The sequence below is a fragment of the Bradyrhizobium sp. WSM1743 genome (assembly GCF_000473065.1).
Classification (GTDB): Bacteria; Pseudomonadota; Alphaproteobacteria; order Rhizobiales; family Xanthobacteraceae; genus Bradyrhizobium.
Window position 1 is genome coordinate 303,301 of the sequence record NZ_AXAZ01000001.1, and the last position, 18,064, is coordinate 321,364.

Here is an 18,064-nt window from a genome sequence, read left to right on the forward strand (position 1 = left end):
GCCCGGTCTCGCCCGCAATCCATTCCTGTGCCAAGCGGTGCCCGGAGCCGGAAAGCGCGACGCTATCGGCCGACCTTATTGACAATCGAGGGGCACGCTGTACGACGATTGTAAGCTAGAAGGAGTGGCACGATGACGAGTGGCTTGCGCAAGGGTTTGACGAGCTATGGCGATGCCGGCTTCTCGCTGTTCCTGCGCAAGGCGTTCATCAAGGCCATGGGCTATTCCGACGACGCGCTGGAGCGCCCGATCGTCGGCATCACCAACACCTATAGCGACTACAATCCCTGCCACGGCAACGTGCCGCAAATCATCGAGGCCGCCAAGCGCGGCGTGATGCTGTCGGGCGCGATGCCGTTCGTGTTCCCGACCATCTCGATCGCCGAGAGCTTTGCGCATCCAACCTCGATGTACCTGCGCAATCTGATGGCGATGGACACCGAGGAGATGATCCGCGCGCAGCCGATGGATGCGGTGATCGTGATCGGCGGCTGCGACAAGACGCTACCGGCGCAGGTGATGGCGGCGATCAGCGCGGATCTGCCGACAGTAGTCATTCCTGTGGGGCCCATGGTGGTCGGCCACCACAAGGGAGAGGTGCTGGGCGCCTGCACCGATTGCCGGCGTCTGTGGGCGAAATATCGCGCCGGCGACATGGATGATGCCGAGATCGAGGCGGTGAACGGCCGTCTCGCACCATCGGTCGGCACCTGCATGGTGATGGGCACGGCCTCGACCATGGCCTGCATGATCGAGGCGATGGGCCTGTCGCTGCCGATGAGCGCGACCATCCCCGCGCCGCATGCCGAGCGCTTTCGCCTCGCTGAAGCGAGCGGCCGGGTTGCGGCCGAGATGGCCAAGACCAAGGGGCCGAAGCCGAGCGAACTCTTGACGCCGGCATCGTTCAAGAACGCGCAGGTCGTGCTCCAGGCGATCGGCGGCTCGACCAACGGCCTGATCCATCTGACCGCGATGGCGCATCGCTCGCCGCACCGGCTCGATCTCGAAGCGTTCGACCAGATTGGCCGCGAGGTGCCGGTGCTGGTCGATCTCAAGCCGTCCGGCGAGCATTACATGGAGCACTTCCACCACGCCGGCGGCGTGCCGAAGCTGCTGGCGCAGCTCGGCGATCTCATCGATCTCGATGCCAAGACCATCACCGGCCAGACCCTGCGCGATGTCGCGGCGAATGCGGAGGACGTTCCCGGTCAGGACGCGATCCGCCCGCGCAACGATCCGATCAAGAAAGAGGGCGGCCTCGCCATCCTGCACGGCAATCTCGCGCCGCGCGGCGCGGTCATCAAGCAGTCGGCCGCGAGCCCGAAACTGCTGCAGCACACCGGGCGCGCGGTGGTGTTCGAATCCGTCGAGGACATGACCTTGCGTGTCGACGATCCCGATCTCGACGTCACCGCCGACGACGTGCTGGTGCTGCGCAATGCCGGCCCGAAGGGCGCACCGGGCATGCCGGAAGCCGGCTATCTGCCGATCCCGAAGAAGCTCGCGCGCGGCGGCACCAAGGACATGGTGCGCATTTCGGACGCGCGCATGAGCGGCACGGCGTTTGGCACCATCGTGCTGCACATCACCCCGGAGTCCGCCGTCGGCGGGCCGCTGGCGCTGGTGCAGAACGGCGACATGATCCGCCTCGATGTGGCCAAGCGCAGCATCGAGCTGCTGGTCGATGCGGCCGAGCTGGAGCGGCGTCGCGCCGCGTTGAAGCCGGTTGCCGCGCCCGAGGAAGCAAGGCGCGGCTACGCCTGGCTGTTCAACGAGACCATCCTGCAGGCCGACGAGGGCTGCGACTTCGACTTTATGCAGAGGACGGGGCCCGCAAAGGGCTGAGCCACCGACCGCGTGGCCGCTACTTCCCCTTGCTGGTGAACTTCTTTACGGCGGCTCGGAACGCCTCCGTGTTCATCGCCATGATGATCTTGTGCTCCTCCGCATCCAGCTGCTGCTTCACCGCTGTGGTCGCGGCCTGGTAGACCAGCTGCTTGGTGCCGGCGATCGCCGCCGGCGGGTTCTGCGCGAGACGCTCGGCAAGCTGCCGCGTTGCCGCCTTCAGCTCGGCGGCAGGAACGGTCTTGGCGACGAGGCCCCATTCATAGGCCTGCTGCGCGGTAAAATTGTCCTCGGACAGGAAGATCTGCAGCGCCCGGCGCGATCCGACCGTACCGACGATGCCGACCGTCGAGCCGCCATCCGGCGACACTCCGATCTTGGCATAGGCCGGCGTGAACTTGGCATCGTCAGCGGCGATGCAGAGATCGGTGACGAAGGCGAGACCCATGCCGGCGCCGGCGGCCGAGCCGTGCACGCTGGACAGCGAGATCTTCGGCATCCGCCTGATAATCTCGATGAAGGCGTGGTAGTGCTTAAGGAGCTCGCCAACCACCGGCGTCACCGTGCCGGCTTCAGCGGCGGCTCCGATCGTCTGCAAATCGCCGCCGGCCGAGAAAGCGCGGCCTTCGCCTTCGAGCACGACGACGCGGATCTCGTCCGCGCCTTCGATGTAGGCCGCGAGCTGTTCGAGCTTTTGCGCGATCGCAAGGTTGATCGCGTTGAACGCGGCAGGCCGGTTGAGCGTGATGGTTGCGATCGGGCCGTCGATCCGCAGCAGGGCGGGATCATCGGGCTTTGAGACTGGAGCGGTCATTTGGAAAATCTCCGGCAGAGGTCGAGGCCCGAACTAAATCGCAGAAGGGCAGGGGTGACAATCCCCGGCCGCTCCTCTTGCGCCGGGCCGAACGATAGGCTCAAATAGGTCCGCCTTCGCCAAGGGACGGACACGAGCGCCGGCTCCGCCAAAGGCCAGCAAACCGAAATCAGCGAGAGAGGAGACGACATGGGTCACGCTCGTGTCTCCGGAAGTGGGCTGCTGCAATGACCGGCCCGGTGATCATCGTCGGGGCCGGCCATGGCGGCTACCAGGTCGCGGCATCGCTGCGCCAGGCGGGCTTTGCCGAGCGCGTCTGCCTGATCAACGACGAGGCGCATCTGCCCTATCAGCGGCCGCCGCTGTCCAAGGGCTACATCAAGGGCGCGGCGGGTCCGGAGAGCCTGACGTTCCGGCCCGAGAAGTTTTACCAGGACCAGAAGATCGAGCTGATCGCCGGCCGCGCCGTCTCGATCGACCGCGCGGGGCGCAAGCTGCTGCTCGCATCCGGCGAGACGCTGGCTTACGGCCACCTCGTGCTGGCGACCGGTGCGCGCAATCGCCTGCTCGATCTGCCCAATGCCAACCTGCCCGACGTGAAATATTTGCGCATCCTCGACGACAGCGAGGCGCTGCGGCAGATCGTGCCGTCGAAGACCCGTGTCGTGATCATCGGCGCCGGCTTCATCGGCCTCGAATTCGCCTCCACTGCGCGGATCAAGGGCCTCGAGGTCGACGTGCTCGAGCTCGCCCCGCGCGTGATGGCGCGGGCGGTGACGGCCGAGGTCTCGGAGTATTTTCAAGAACGCCATCGCGAGGCCGGCATCCGCATCCATCTCGGCGTGCAGGCCACCTCGATTGAGGCCGAGGGCGGTAAGGTCACCGGCGTCTCCTTGAGCGACGGCCGGCATCTGCCGGTCGACCTCGTCGTGGTCGGCGTCGGCGTGCTGCCGAACATCGAGCTCGCGGCCGAGGCGGGGCTTCCGGTCGCCGCCGGCATCATCGTCGACGAATATCTTGCCACGGCCGATCCAAACATCTCCGCGATCGGCGACTGCGCGCTGTTCGCAAGCCCGCGCTTCGGCGGCTCGCTGCGGCTGGAATCGGTGCAGAACGCCACCGATCACGCCCGCTGCCTCGCGGCGCGGCTGACCGGCGACAAGAAGCCTTACGACAGCCATCCCTGGTTCTGGAGCGATCAGGGCGACGACAAGCTCCAGATCGCGGGGCTGACGACCGGATATGATCACGTCGTGCTGCGCGGAGACCCTGCAAAGAAGGCGTTCTCGGCCTTCTGCTACAAGGGCAACAGGCTGCTCGGCATCGAATCGATCAACCGCGCCGGCGATCACATGTTCGGCCGCCGCTTGCAGGCCATGGACCGCACCATCACGCCGGAGCAGGCCGCGGACGAGAGCTTTGACCTGAAGGGCGCGTTGGCATAAGTGCTTAGCGCTACAAGACCGCCGCCACTTCCTTCGCCGTCGGCATCGACGGCCCTGCGCCCATGCGCTGCACGCTGATGGAGGCGGCGGCGTTGGCGAAGGCGAGGGCGGCCCGCAAGGGCACATCGTCGGCCAGTTGCGCGGCCAGCGCGCCGACAAAACAATCGCCGGCGCCCGTGGTGTCGAGCGCCTTCACCGCGCGCCCCTGCACGGCAATCTCCTCGCGCCCCGCCAGCGCGAGCACGCCGCGCTTGCCGAGCGTGACGCAGATGGTCTGGTCCTCGCGTGCTTGAAGCTGCCGCGCCACGGCAATGATCCTTGCCGCCTCGTCGCTCTCGGAGAGCTCGCTGCCTGCGAGGAAACCGAGCTCGGTCTCGTTCAACACGAGGATGTCGACGAGCGCGAGCAGCTCGCGGGACATTGCCTGTGCTGGTGCGGGGTTGAGCAGCGTCGTGGCCCCGGCAGCACGGGCGCGCCGGAAGAACGCGGCGATGGCCGGCAGCGGAATCTCGAACTGGCTGACGGCGACGTCGCCCGCCAGCAGCGGCACGACGTCGACGTCATTAGCGCCGACCAGCCCGTTCGCCCCGGGAATGACGACGATGGTGTTGTCGGCCTCCGCCACTGTGATAATGGCCGTGCCGGTGTGCGCCTCCGCCGTCTCCTGGACATAGCCGAGGTCGATGCCCTGCTCGCCGAGAAAGGCCTTCAGCTCGCCTCCAAATGAATCCTTCCCCAGCCGCCCGATCAGCGTGGTCCGCGCGCCGAGCCGCGATGCCGCCACCGCCTGGTTCGCGCCCTTGCCGCCCGGAAAATACAGCACCTGGCGGCCGGCGACGGTCTCGCCGACCCTCGGACGGCGATCGGCGGTCGCCACCACATCCATGTTGATGCTGCCGGCGACGAAGACACGTCCCATCGTGATTCCTGCGACCGCTAGACCCTGACTTCGAACTCGTGCCTGACCTTGGCGATGTCGACGAGCGTTGGCAAGCCGGCCTCGTTGCCGAGGCGCTGGATCTTGAAGCTCGAGGCGGCGCGGGCAAAATCGAAATGCTCGCGCCAGCTTTTGCCGGGATGGGCGAGATAGGAATAGACATAGGCGCCGTGGAACACGTCGCCGGCGCCGTTGGTGTCGATCACGCGCTCGCGCGGGATCGGCATCGCCGGCATCACCTGCACCGTCCCTGTTTCGTCGTACCAGAGCAGGCCCTTCTCGCCCATGGTGACGCCGCCGATCTTGCAGCCGCGGCTCTTGAGGTAGTCGAGCATCTTCTCCGGCGTCAGGTCCATCTGCTCGCACAGCCGCTCGGCAACGATCGCGACGTCGATGAATTCGAGCAGCTCATGCGTGTTGGTGCGTAGGCCGCCGCCGTCGAGCGAGGTCAGGATGCCGGCCTCGCGGCACACCTTGGCATAATGGATTGCGGCATCCGGCTGGTGGCCGTCGACATGCAGCGCGCGGCAGCCGCCGAGATTGAGCATCGGGAAGGGATGGATGTGGTGGTCGTCGCGGCAGCGGACGATGGCGCGCTTGCCGTCGTTGGGCATGATGAAGGAGAGCGAGGACTGGTTGACCTTGCGCCCATGCAGCGAGATGCCGTACTTCGCGCACATGTCCTGGAACATGCGCCCCAGCCAGTCATTGGCTGCCGTGGCGATGAGATCCGGCACGATGCCGAGCTTGGCGCAGCAGAACGCCGCCGTCACCGCATTGCCGCCGAAGGAGACCGCGTAGTCCGAGGCCACGTGTTTTTCGTCGCCGGTCGGCATGTGGTCGGTGATGAAGACGACGTCGATATAGGTCTGTCCGATGAAGAGAGCCTGCATTGCTTGTCCGTGATGCGCTTGTGGTCCCGGCCGGCGAGATTACTCTAGCACCGGTTCCGCTCCGGAGGGGCGCTGAAATTATTCGCAAAACTGCCGTCCGAAGCGCTTGAGGTCGGCATGATGGGGGAATACGACCATCACGGGTCAATGCCAAGCCCCGGACAAACGCCGTCTTTCGGTCCGCGGGTTCCAAGTCGATCAAAAGGGTGCAGGATGATCACCGGGCTCGATCACATCGTCGTTCTGGTGAGCGATATCGGTGCGGCCAAGACGGCGTATCAGACGCTGCTCGCCCGCGCGCCGGCCTGGCAGAACTCCGGCGAGGGCGCCGATCGGGTGCTGTTCACCCTCGACAATATGACCATCGAGCTGATGGCGCCGAGCGGCTTCAGCGTCGCCGCCGACCGCATGCGCGCGCTGCTCGACGACCAGGAGGGCGTGCTCGCCAGCTTGTGCTTTCGTGTCGCAGACATCGGCAAGATGCACCGGCGGCTGGAGCGGGTGGCCTTGAGGCCGGATCCGGTCGCGGAGGTCGAAAGCAGCGACGCCGTCACCGATGCCGTGCTGCACTGGAAGCGCACCCGCGCCGCCACCGAGCTGACGCGCGGCGTGCGCATGTTCTTCCTGCAGCTCGCCGACGAGCGTCCCAAGTCGGTCGCGACCGACATCGCGCCGATCGACGCACTCGACCACGTCGTCATCACCACCGAGGATTCCGAGCGCGCCGCCGCGCTCTACGGCGCGCGGCTCGGGCTCGATCTCGCGCTCGACCGCTCGCACCAGGACTGGGGCCAGTTGATGTTCTTCCGCTGCGGCGACCTGATCGTCGAGGTGGTCCGCCGCCCCGTGGCGGGCGGCGATGCCGCGCATGACCGTCTCTGGGGCCTGAGCTGGCGCGTCGCCGACATCGACGCCACGCGCGCCCGCCTGATCGCTGCCGGCCTCGACGTCTCCGAGGTGCGCAACGGCCGCAAGCCGGGCACGAAGGTGATGACGGTGCGGAATGGGACCTGCGGGATCCAGACCGTGCTCCTGGAGCGCTCGCCGAAGCCGGCGGATTGAGGCCGTCGTCCAAGGCACGCTCGTGCCCCGGACGCAGCGCAGCGCCCTTAGCGATGCGCTGCAGAGCCGGGGCCCACATATCCAAGTGAGCAGTCGACGGCTTATGGGTCCCGGCTCTGCGCCGCAACGCTAAGGGCGTTGCAGCGCGTCCGGGACACGAGACATTCTCAAACGCCTACCCGCGTGTTACACGCGTACCTGGACCACCCAGCGAGCACCCGGTTTGGCAAAGGCAAAGCGAACCCTGAAATGGCAGCGCGACCCCGAGGGGATGCGGCTGCGCATTCTCGAAGCCGCCAAGCAGGAGTTTTCCGCCCATGGTCTCGCCGGCGCGCGCGTCGACCGCATCGCGGCGAAAGCCGGCGCCAACAAGCGCATGCTCTACTACCATGTCGGCAACAAGGACGAGCTGTATCTGGCGGTGCTCGAAGGCGCCTATGACAAGATCCGCAGCGAGGAGCGCGGGCTCGATCTTGAGCACCTCGATCCGCCCGAGGCGATCAGGCGCCTGATCGAGTTCACCTGGAATTACTTCCTGCGCAATCCCGAATTCCTGTCGCTGCTCCAGACCGAGAACCTCGCGCGCGCCAAGCACCTGAAGAAATCGACCAAGGTCAAGTCGATGCACTCGCCCTTCGTCGAGATGATCCGCACCGTGGTGCGGCGCGGCGTCGATAGCGGCGACTTCCAGGTCGCGGTCGATCCGGTGCAGCTCTACATCTCGATCGCGGCGCTGAGCTTCTTCTATCTCTCCAACTCGGCGACGCTCAGCGTGATCTTCGGCCGCGATCTCTTGGACAAGAAGGCCAAGGACGAGCGGCTGGCCCACATGGTCGGCCTCGTGCTGGCGGCGCTGACGGGGCAGTCCGTAGCGCTGTTCGATGTTGCCAAAGCGCCGAAGTCGCGCAGCGCGGTGGTTCAAACGGCGTAGTTCTCCAATGTCTCTTCCGTCATTCCGGGGCGGTTCGTAGGACCGAACCCGGAATCTCGAGATTCCGGGTTTCCCATCGCCCCGGAATGACAGCGCTGGCGTGCCGGAACCCGCCGCAAAACGCCACAGGGAAAGCTCTGGACAGTATTTATCCAACGGGTTAATTTTCTCCCCGCAACGAAGAAAATGCCGGGAGTGAAAATTGGCCGACCCGAAGCCGCAGAGTGCGGTGTCCAAGATGCTGAATGCGGCCTGGGTTCGGCCGTTCCTGTTCCTGGTCTTCATCGTCGTCGCCTGGGATCTCGCGATCCGCCTGTTCAAGATTCCGGCCTACCAGATCCCGTCGCCGGCCGACGTCGTCGCCGTGCTCCGCACCGAGTGGCCGGAGCTACTGCGCCAGTCCTGGCCGACCACCTATGCGACCGTCTGCGGCTTCCTGCTGTCGGCACTGTTCGGCATTCCCGTGGCGATGCTGATCGCGGGCTCGAAGACGGTGGAGAGCTACGTCTATCCGCTGCTGGTGTTCTCGCAGTCGGTGCCGAAGATCGCGATCGCGCCGCTGTTCGTGGTGTGGTTCGGCTTCGGCATCATTCCGAAGGTGATCTCGGCGTTCCTGCTCGGCTTCTTCCCGGTGGTGGTCTCGGCGGTGCAGGGCTTCAAGTCGGTCGATCCTGACATGGTCGATCTCGCCCGCGCCATGCAGGGCAGCCGCTTGCAGGTGTTCCGTGCGGTGAACCTGCCGCACGCACTGCCGGCGATCTTCTCCGGTCTCAAAGTCTCCGTGACGCTCGCCGTGGTCGGCGCCGTCGTCGGCGAGTTCGTCGGCTCCAATTCCGGCATCGGCTACGTCATGCAACGCTCGATCGGCACGTTCGACCTGCCGACGATGTTCGCGGCGCTGGTGATCCTGGCGTTGCTCGGCGTGGTCCTGTTCTGGATCGTGGACCGGATCGAGAAGCTGATCATTCCCTGGCATGTTAGCCAGCGTGAGGACGTGATTTTCGCCTCTTAAACTTAAGCAACGGCCATCAATGGCCGAAACATAACGGCAAGGGAGAGTGACGATGAAGCGGTGGATTGGGGCTGCATCTTTGGCGTTGATGGCGTTTGCAGCCGTGCCGGCGCAGGCAGCCGACAAGGTCGTGCTGATGCTGAACTGGTACGTCTATGGCGAGCACGCGCCGTTCTATTACGGCAAGGCCAAGGGGATCTATGCCGCCGAAGGCATCGACCTCGAGATCCAGGAGGGCCGCGGCTCGGCTGCGACCACGCAGGCCGTCGCCGCCAAGACCGCCGACTTTGGCTATGTCGACGTGCCCACCATGATGCGCGCGGCGATCAAGGGCGCGCCCGTGGTTGCGACCGGCGTGCTGCTGCAGACCTCGCCGATGTCCGCCATGGGTTTCGTCGACAAGAACATCAAAAAGCCCGAGGACATCAAGGGCAAGACGGTGGCGATCACGCCCGCGGACTCCATGACCCAGATCTGGCCGCTGTTCCTGAAGAAGACCGGCCTGAAGGAGAGCGACTTCAAGACCGTCGCCGGCGACGGCCAGACCAAGCTCAACGCCGTCATCAACGGCCAGGCTGACCTCCTGCTCGGCTACGTCATGGACCAGTCGATGAAGATCAAGGACGCCACCGGCAAGGACGTCTATCCGATCAAGTTCGCCGACTACGGCATCAACATGGTGTCCTCGGGCATCATCGCCAACACCGACTATGTGAAGGCCAATGCCGATCTCGTCCGCCGCTTCATGTCGGCGACGACCAAGGCGGTCGAAGCCGCCGAAAAGGAGCCGAAAGCCGCGGCGCAATCGATCCTCGATGCCAATCCGAAGGGCGGCAAGATCGACACGCTGACTCAGGGCTTCGAGCTGACCATTCCGCTCTACCGGACCGCGGAGACCAAGGCCAAGCGGCCGTTCCAGGTCACCGACCAGAACATGACCGAGACCGTCAATCTGCTGGTCGAATATGGCGGGCTCGACGCCAAGGCCAAGGAGAACTCGAAGGCCTTCTACACCAACGACTACCTGCCGAAGAGCGGCTCGTGAAACAGCCAAGATCGTCATTCCGGGGCTCCCGAAGGGCGAACCCGGAATCTCGAGATTCCGGGTCTGGTCCTTCGGATCATCCCGGAATGACGGTTCTTATCGTCGAGCGGACTTGATCGAATGAAAGCAGCAGAAGCGATATCTTCCGTGCAGCCGGCCGCACATTTGAGACTGGTGAGCGACCGGGCCGGTGACGCGTCGGGCATCAAATTGTCCGGCGTGTCCAAGATCTACCGGACGCGCGACGGCGACGTGCCGTCGCTGCGGCCGCTTGACTTCCACATCAATGACGGCGAGTTCTTCGTCGTAGTCGGTCCTTCCGGCTGCGGCAAGTCCACGCTGCTCAAGCTGATCTCGGGCCTGCTGCCGCCGACATCGGGCGAGATCCTGGTCGAGGGCGAGAAGGTGACGACGCCGCATGGCAATGTCGGCATCGTGTTCCAGAACGCGCTGCTGCTGCCCTGGCGCAACATCCTCAAAAACGTGATGCTGCCGATCGACATGAAGCGGCTGCCGCGTCAGGAGTATCTCGATCGCGCCAAATCGCTCTTGAAGCTGGTCGGCCTCGAAGGCTTCGAGAAGAAGCTGCCCTGGCAGCTTTCCGGCGGCATGCAGCAACGCGCCTCGATCTGCCGCGCGCTGGTGCACGATCCCAGGATCATGCTGATGGACGAGCCGTTCGGCGCGCTCGATGCGCTGACGCGCGAGCGCATGAATGTCGAGCTGATGCGGATCCAGCGCGAAACCAAGAAGACGGTGCTGCTGATCACGCACTCGATTCCCGAGGCGGTGTTCCTCGCCGACCGCGTGCTGGTCATGACCGAGCGCCCCGGCGCTGTCGCTGCAATCTATGACGTGCCGCTGCCGCGTCCGCGCTCGCTCGACGTGATGGCCGACCCGGTGTTCACGGAGCTGGTGCAGCGCATCCGCAAGCATTTCTTCTCGCAAGGTGCGTTGGATTAGGTGCGAGTGATGTTCTCCGAAGCCACCACGAGCACGGTGCGCTCCCTCCCCCGCTTGCGGGGGAGGGCTGGGCAGAGGGTGTTTCGACTCGCGAGAACCCCCAAGAGGACAAAGCCCTCACCCGCCGCGCTGCGCGCGTCGACCTCTCCCGCAAGCGGGAGAGGTGCACTGCCGCCTGAGCCATATCCCGGGAGCCAAGCAGCACCATGCCCCCGCGCCTGAAGCTGCGAGACATCGCCTTCTTCGAACGCCCCGTGCAGTTCGCGCGGCCGTTCCGCTTTGGCGCCATCACGATCAACGCGACGCCGCAGCTGTTCGTCCGGGTCGAGATCGAGGTCGAGGGCAGAGGAAGCGCGATCGGCGCCAGCGCCGAGCTGCTGGTGCCAAAATGGTTCGACAAGCGGCCGGAGCTTTCGCCGACACAGACGGTGGATGGGCTGCGACGGTCGCTGGAGATTGCGCGCGGGCTCTATCTGGCGCGAACCGGGTATCAAACAGCGTTCGATCTGCATGCTTCGTGCATCGGTGCCCAGATCGCAACCTGTGCGAAGAAGAACATTCCGGCGCTTGCCGCGGCCTATGGCCCCGCGGAGATCGACAAGGCCATTCTCGATGCGCTGCTCCGCGCCGTCGAGACCAGTTTCTTTGACGGGATGGCCGGTAATATCGCCGGCATTGATGCGCGGCTGTCTCCTGACCTGAGCGAGAGGGACATCAGGACGTTTCTTTCCGGCCGGGTGCCGCTGGGGCGTGTTGCGGTCAGGCACACCGTCGGTCTTGATGATGCCGTGGAAGGTGAGGGCGGTGTTGCCGATCCACGCGAGAACGCCGGTGCTCGCTATTTCAAGCTCAAGCTGTCGGGCGATCCCGCCGCCGATGCAGCGCGGCTGGCGCGGATCGGCAAGGAGCTCGACGCGCTCGGACGCGAGTACAAGGTGACGCTCGATGCCAATGAGCAGTACGCGGATCTCGCTGCGTTGCAGGCGCTGATGGATCGGCTCGATCATGACGCCACGTTGCGCCCGATCGCCACGCGCCTGCTCTATGTCGAGCAGCCGATGCCGCGCGATATCACGCGGCAATCGCCGCTGGGATCGCTCGCCGCACGTGGCTTCATCATCGACGAGGCCGACGATTCCTACCATGCGTTCCCGGCAGCGCGGGTGCTCGGCTATCGCGGCATTTCGTCAAAATCCTGCAAGGGCCTCTACAAGTCCATCGTCAATGCGACGCGCGCGGCGAAATGGAGCGCGGAAGGCGAGACCTTCTTCGTGACAGGTGAGGACCTGACCTGCCAGGCCGGCCTTGCCGTGCAGCAGGATCTCGCGCTCGCCGCCTTCATCGGCGTCACCCATGCCGAACGCAACGGCCATCACTATGTCGATGGCTTTGGCGACACGCCGGCCGCAGAAACGCAAGCCTTCGCGGCCGCGCATCCCGATCTCTATGCCGATGCCGGCCACGGCATCCGCCTCAAGATTAACAACGGCGATCTCCTGACCGGATCGCTTCACGCAACGGGCTTCGCCACCTCGGTTCATCCGGACTGGTCGGCGCTCCGCCCGTTCGAACAGCCAAGATCACTCTGGGAGCAATTAGCATGACCACCCAACGCCTCGGCCTCATCATGAACGGCATCACCGGCCGCATGGGGCTCAACCAGCATCTGATCCGCTCGATCGTCGCGATCCGCGACCAGGGCGGCGTCCGCCTGAAGAACGGCGACCGCGTCATGCCCGATCCGATCCTGGTCGGCCGCAGCGCCGAGAAGGTCGAGGCGCTTGCGAGGCGCTACAACATCACGCGCTGGACCACCGACCTCGACGCCGCGCTCGCCGACAAGAACGACACCATGTTCTTCGACGCCGCGACGACGCAGGCGCGCCCCGGTTTGCTGACCCAGGCCATCAACGCGGGCAAGCACGTCTATTGCGAGAAGCCGATCGCGACCAATTTCGAGGAAGCCGTCGAGGTCGTGAAGCTCGCCAATGCCAAGGGCGTCAAGCACGGCACGGTGCAGGACAAGCTGTTCCTGCCCGGCCTGAAGAAGATCGCCTTCCTGCGCGATTCCGGTTTCTTCGGCCGCATCCTCTCGGTGCGCGGCGAGTTCGGCTATTGGGTGTTCGAAGGCGGCTGGCAGGAGGCGCAGCGGCCGTCCTGGAACTATCGCAGCGAAGACGGCGGCGGCATTATTTTAGACATGGTCTGCCACTGGCGCTATGTGCTCGACAACCTCTTCGGCAATGTCCAGAGCGTCAGCTGCATCGGCAACACCGACATCCCCGAGCGCTTCGACGAGCAGGGCAAGACGTACAAGGCGACCGCGGACGATTCCGCCTACGCCACGTTCCAGCTCGAGGGCGGCATCATCGCCCACATCAACATGTCCTGGGTGACGCGCGTTTATCGCGACGACCTCGTCACCTTCCAGGTCGACGGCACGCTCGGCTCGGCGGTCGCGGGCCTCACCGACTGCATGATCCAGGCGCGGCAGGCGACGCCGCGTCCGGTGTGGAATCCGGATGAGAAGCGGCTGCACGATTTCTACGGCGACTGGCAGAAGCTGCCCGACAATGTCACTTACGACAACGGCTTCAAGGAACAGTGGGAGATGTTCATCCGCCACGTCTACGAGGAGGCGCCCTACAAGTTCACCCTGCTCGAAGGCGCCAAGGGTGTACAACTCGCCGAATGCGCGCTGAAGAGCTGGAAGGAGCGGCGCTGGATCGACGTCGCCCCGATCAAGGCCTGAGGTCTATTGGATAAGCCCCGATGTCTACTAAGCCGTCAATGCGAGGAGCCCGCGACAAAATTGCGAAGCAATTTTGCGCTGGCGACGAAGCAATCCAGACTGTTGCCGCGGAGGCATTCTGGATTGCTTCGCTTCGCTCGCAATGACGGGGAGAGGTCCGGAAACATGAACAAGCCCGTCCAACCGATATCGTCATTGTCACTCAAGCTGCCGAAGGCCGATCGCTCGATCGAGACCTACCGGCTCGCGGCCTCACGCAAGTTCCCCGCAAAGCTCGAGGGGCCGCTGAACCGCATCGCCTTCTCGGCCGTGCACACGGTCGCCGATCCCTTTGCCGACAACGATCCGTGGCTCTCGGTCGCGGTCGACTGGGACAAGACCATCGCCTTCCGCGAGCATGTCTGGGACCTCGGCCTCGGCGTTGCCGAAGCCATGGACACCGCACAGCGCGGCATGGGGTTGGACTGGCCGACCTCGCTGGAGCTGATCACGCGCTCGGTCGGCGCAGCCAAGCGGCGCAACGCGCTGGTGTTCTCCGGCGCCGGCACGGATCATCTCGCAGTGGAGGAGGCCAGGAGCCTCGACGACGTCATCCGCGCCTACGAGGAGCAGATCTCGGCAGTCGAGAAGGTCGGCGGCCGCATCATCCTGATGGCCTCGCGCGCCCTGGCGAAACTCGGTCGCAACGCCGGCGACTACGCAAAAGTCTATGACCGCGTGCTGTCGCAGGTCCGCGAGCCCGTGATCATCCATTGGCTCGGCGACATGTTCGATCCGGCGCTGACCGGCTATTGGGGCACCAGGGATCTCGACAAAGCGATGGACGCGGCCGTCGCCATCATCAACGGCAATGCCGCCAAGGTCGACGGCGTCAAGGTCTCGCTGCTCGATAAGCAGCGCGAGATCGACATGCGCAGGCGCCTCGACAAGCGCATCAAGATGTATACCGGAGATGACTTCAACTATGCGGAGCTGATCGCCGGCGATAGCCAAGGTTTTTCGCACGCGCTGCTCGGCATTTTCGACGCAATCGCGCCGGCGGCGTCTTACGCGCTCTCGCGGCTCGCAGCGGGTGACGAAGCCGGCTTCCACGACGTGCTCGGGCCGACCGTGCCGCTGTCGCGTCACATCTTCAAGGCGCCGACGCGCTTCTACAAGACCGGCGTGGTGTTCATGGCGTATCTCAACGGCCATCAGGATCATTTCACCATGGTCGGGGGACAGGAGAGCACGCGCTCCACGTTGCATCTGGCGGAGCTGTTCCGTCTCGCTGACAAAGCCGGCCTGCTCGCCAACCCCGAACTCGCGACGCAGCGGATGAAGACCGTGCTCGCCACCCACGGTATCGAATCCTGATGCGTGATTTCTCCTTCGACCACCGCTGGCTGTCGCTGAACACGGCGACCGTCCGCAAGCAGGGTGATCTCGTCGAGATCATCGATGCCTGTGCAAAGCATGGCATCCGCGCCATCGATCCCTGGCGTGACCAGGTCGCGGCTGTCGGTCTCGACCGCGCCGCGCGCGCAGTGCGCGATGCCGGCCTCGATCTATCAGGCTATTGCCGCGGTGGCATGTTCACCTCGGATGCCTCGCGCCGGGGCGAGGTGCGGGACGACAACATGCGCTGCGTCGACGAGGCCAAGGCGCTGGGCGCCTCCTGCATCGTCCTCGTCGTCGGCGGTCTGCCGCAATATTCCCGGCCGGGCAGCGAGGCCTCGAAGGATCTCGTGGCAGCGCGCGGGCAGGTCGAGGAAGCTCTCGCCGAGATGCTCGACTACGCGAGACAGGCAAAGCTGCCGCTGGCGATCGAGCCCTTGCATCCGGCCTATGCGGCAGACCGTGCTTGCGTGAACACCACGAAGCAGGCGCTCGACATCTGCGACCGGCTCGATCCCGGCCGCAGCGGCATGCTCGGCGTCGCGCTCGATGTCTATCACATCTGGTGGGATCCGGAGCTGACGGGGCAGATCGCGCGCGCCGGCAAGGATCGCCTGCTCGCCTTCCACGTCTGCGACTGGCTGGTGCCGACCAAGGATATCCTCAACGACCGCGGCATGATGGGCGACGGCGTCATCGACATCAAATCCGTGCGTGAAGCGGTCGAAGCGCAGGGCTTTGCCGGCTATTCGGAGATCGAGATCTTCTCCAACGAATGGTGGGGCAAGCCGATGGACGAGGTGCTCCGCACCTGCATCGCGCGTCACAGGACGGTGGTTTAGAACACGATGAAATTAGGTTTGGTCGGCTGTCTGTCGTCACCTCTCCCTGCGGGAGAGGTGGTTCGCGCTCTGGGCGGGCATCGATTCAACCAAAACTCATCCCGCTTTAAGATCCCGGTGACTCAGGGCGTGATCCGCGATGAACGGGGGATCGAGCGCTCCCTCGATCCTCGATGCGAGAGAGCGCTCCGACAAGTCATTGGGCGCGACTGAACCGTAGCAGATGTGATCGTCTAAGAGTGCAGCGGTCTGATGTTCTGGTTCATGTGGAAGAAGTTCGTCGGATCGTACTTGGCCTTCAAGGCGGCGAGGCGGTCGTAGTTGTCGCCGTAAGTGGCCCTAAGTCTGCTGTCGTCTCCATCCTCCATCATGAAATTTACATAGCCGCCGTCGGCCGAGTAAGGATGCACGGCCTCCCAATAGCCCTTGGTCCAGCGCGTGATTTCGCCGGCTTTTTGCGGGTTGGGATCGATGCCGGCGATGACCATCGACCAGGTCGCGTCGCGCGTGTTCCAGGCGGTGTCGCTCTTGCCGACGCGATGGACGGCGCCATCGATCGGATAGAGATGCATGAGCGACAGCGCGCTCGGTGCTTTTCGGGCCTGCTCGATGTGGGCGTCAATTGCTTCGTCGGTCAGTTCTTTCACGAAATCGCCGCGCCAGTACCACTGCAGACCTTTCGGGAAGAACGGATCGAACATCGACTGGAGCGCCGGATAGGGCATTTCGCCCATCCAATTGAAGAGCGGCGGGGGCAGCTCACCGAGCAACCCCGCTATGACCGTCTTGCCGTCTTCTGTCGGACCATTGTAGCAGGCAATGATGGCGCAGGCACGCTTGCCCTGATGATCCGGCGGGAACGGGTCCATCGGCGGAACGGTCTTCAAGCCGACAAAGGCCCCGACCTCCTCGGGAGCGCTGCGGAGGAAATCCCTGTACTTCTGCATCACGGTCCGGGCATTTTCGATATCCCAGAAGATCGGACCGGCATATACCATCTTCACAGGATGAGCCTGGAACAGGAAGCTCGTGACGATGCCGAAATTGCCGCCGCCCCCGCGCAGGCCCCAATAAAGGTCAGCGTTCGCCGACTTGTTGGCGGTGACGATGCGTCCATCGGCGAGCACGACATCGGCCTCAAGGAGATTGTCGATGGTGAGGCCATGCTTGCGTGTGAGGTATCCGGTGCCGCCGCCGAGCGTAAGGCCGGCGATCCCAGTGGTCGATACAATGCCGGCCGGCACGGCAAGCCCGTAGATATGCGTGGCGTGGTCGACATCGCCTTGCGAGCAGCCGGGACCGACGCGGACGGTACGAGCGCCGGGATCTACCCGCACGCCTTTCATCATCGACATGTCGATCATCAGTCCATCTTCGACACTGCTGAGGCCCGGCCCATTGTGGCCGCCTCCGCGGATCGCGACCTGGAGATCATTGTCCCTTGCAAAATTGACCGCTGCGACGACGTCAGCGACGTCGGCGCATCGCGCGATCATCATTGGACTCTTGTCGATCATTCCGTTGTAGAGGCTCCGCACGGCGTCATAGTCGGCATCCGTTCGCCTGATAACCGGGCCGCGCATATTGCCGATGAAGGTTTCGGTGGCCATGCTCTGCATGATGTCCTCCTATTCCACCCATGATCGGTCATTGGGTCGGAGGTTACTCGCAGGGCTCCTCGAGCGTTCTCCGCCCGTTATGAAAAGATAGATCAAGCGCAGCGCGATAGCCATCGCAAATCGACTACGCGCATGCGTCTATTCGACCCCGGTCGCGAATGCCCCATTGCGAGCCAGAACACAGGCGAAGCAGCGAGCTTGGTGGGAGTACCACCAATGATGAGGTGGACTGCCATCAGCTTTCAGGCAGAATATCATCATCCCGATGCCGCAGCGCGCCACAGTCCGTGCCAGATCGGATGCGGTAATCAGTGGCATCAACGATCAGCAGGCACGGCGGATGTATCCATGCCTGTTGATCTTGAATGGCCCCGACGTGCAACCGTCGGGGCCAATTGTTGTGATCGGCGTGACAAGGATGGTGAGCTTGCCGAAGGCACCGGCGTGCTTTGTTGCGGCGAAAGACCGCCAGGGACGTTCGTGCGATTCAATGCGCCGGGCCAAACCATTTTGCGATTAATTCGCCG

General features: G+C 64.3%; 15 protein-coding genes. 11 read left to right on the forward strand and 4 right to left on the reverse strand.

Features of this window, described 5'->3' with window-relative positions:
* Positions 1–132: 132 nt before the first annotated feature.
* Entirely contained in the window at positions 133–1,845 is a 1,713-nt protein-coding gene (locus tag YU9_RS0101495) for an IlvD/Edd family dehydratase (RefSeq protein WP_027571174.1), read from the forward strand.
* Positions 1,846–1,864: 19 nt separating this feature from the next.
* Here the strand turns inward: YU9_RS0101495 and YU9_RS0101500 are convergent, their stop codons facing one another.
* Positions 1,865–2,659 carry an enoyl-CoA hydratase/isomerase family protein gene (locus YU9_RS0101500; RefSeq protein WP_027571175.1) on the reverse strand — a complete coding sequence of 265 codons (795 nt, stop codon included), beginning with the start codon at positions 2,657–2,659 and terminating at the stop codon, positions 1,865–1,867.
* Positions 2,660–2,886: 227 nt separating this feature from the next.
* Here YU9_RS0101500 and YU9_RS0101505 point away from each other — a divergent pair, with 227 nt between their 5' ends.
* Positions 2,887–4,104: an NAD(P)/FAD-dependent oxidoreductase gene (locus YU9_RS0101505; protein ID WP_027571176.1), complete on the forward strand. Its 1,218-nt coding sequence runs from the start codon at positions 2,887–2,889 to the stop codon at positions 4,102–4,104.
* Positions 4,105–4,114: 10 nt separating this feature from the next.
* On the opposite strand, the gene YU9_RS0101510 is transcribed toward YU9_RS0101505, so the two are convergent.
* Positions 4,115–5,023, reverse strand: a complete 909-nt coding sequence (locus YU9_RS0101510) for a ribokinase (protein WP_027571177.1) — start codon at positions 5,021–5,023, stop codon at positions 4,115–4,117.
* A 17-nt stretch (positions 5,024–5,040) separates the two neighbouring features.
* Positions 5,041–5,934, reverse strand: a complete 894-nt coding sequence (locus YU9_RS0101515; RefSeq protein ID WP_027571178.1) for a sugar kinase — start codon at positions 5,932–5,934, stop codon at positions 5,041–5,043.
* A 213-nt stretch (positions 5,935–6,147) separates the two neighbouring features.
* Between YU9_RS0101515 and YU9_RS0101520 the strand changes: the two genes are divergently transcribed.
* The 9 genes from YU9_RS0101520 to YU9_RS0101560 all read left to right on the forward strand — a co-directional run bounded on the left by YU9_RS0101520 (position 6,148) and on the right by YU9_RS0101560 (position 15,918).
* Positions 6,148–6,996, forward strand: coding sequence for a VOC family protein (locus YU9_RS0101520; protein WP_027571179.1), 849 nt, complete (start codon positions 6,148–6,150; stop codon positions 6,994–6,996).
* A gap of 223 nt (positions 6,997–7,219) precedes the next feature.
* Complete coding sequence (locus YU9_RS0101525; protein ID WP_198028193.1) at positions 7,220–7,927, forward strand: TetR/AcrR family transcriptional regulator; 708 nt, start codon at positions 7,220–7,222, stop codon at positions 7,925–7,927.
* A gap of 202 nt (positions 7,928–8,129) precedes the next feature.
* On the forward strand, positions 8,130–8,939 hold the full coding sequence (locus tag YU9_RS0101530; RefSeq protein WP_027571181.1) for an ABC transporter permease: 810 nt from the start codon (positions 8,130–8,132) through the stop codon (positions 8,937–8,939).
* A gap of 52 nt (positions 8,940–8,991) precedes the next feature.
* A complete protein-coding gene (locus tag YU9_RS0101535; protein ID WP_027571182.1) occupies positions 8,992–9,984 on the forward strand; it encodes an ABC transporter substrate-binding protein in 993 nt (330 codons plus the stop codon).
* Positions 9,985–10,104: 120 nt separating this feature from the next.
* Positions 10,105–10,947 (forward strand): ABC transporter ATP-binding protein, encoded by an 843-nt coding sequence (locus YU9_RS0101540; RefSeq protein WP_027571183.1) that lies wholly within the window; start codon positions 10,105–10,107, stop codon positions 10,945–10,947.
* Positions 10,948–11,153: 206 nt separating this feature from the next.
* Positions 11,154–12,551, forward strand: coding sequence for a hypothetical protein (locus YU9_RS0101545; RefSeq protein WP_027571184.1), 1,398 nt, complete (start codon positions 11,154–11,156; stop codon positions 12,549–12,551).
* A complete protein-coding gene (locus tag YU9_RS0101550; protein ID WP_027571185.1) occupies positions 12,548–13,699 on the forward strand; it encodes a Gfo/Idh/MocA family protein in 1,152 nt (383 codons plus the stop codon). Before YU9_RS0101545 ends, YU9_RS0101550 begins: the two co-directional genes overlap by 4 nt.
* A 165-nt stretch (positions 13,700–13,864) precedes the next feature.
* A complete protein-coding gene (locus YU9_RS0101555) occupies positions 13,865–15,055 on the forward strand; it encodes a dihydrodipicolinate synthase family protein (RefSeq protein WP_027571186.1) in 1,191 nt (396 codons plus the stop codon).
* The gene (locus YU9_RS0101560; RefSeq protein WP_027571187.1) at positions 15,055–15,918 is read left to right on the forward strand and encodes a sugar phosphate isomerase/epimerase; all 864 of its coding nucleotides are present in this window, start codon (positions 15,055–15,057) and stop codon (positions 15,916–15,918) included. The genes YU9_RS0101555 and YU9_RS0101560 overlap by 1 nt, the downstream gene beginning before the upstream one ends.
* Positions 15,919–16,151: 233 nt before the next feature.
* On the opposite strand, the gene YU9_RS0101565 is transcribed toward YU9_RS0101560, so the two are convergent.
* The gene (locus YU9_RS0101565; RefSeq protein ID WP_051380299.1) at positions 16,152–17,537 is read right to left on the reverse strand and encodes an FAD-binding oxidoreductase; all 1,386 of its coding nucleotides are present in this window, start codon (positions 17,535–17,537) and stop codon (positions 16,152–16,154) included.
* Between the last annotated feature and the right edge of the window lie 527 nt (positions 17,538–18,064).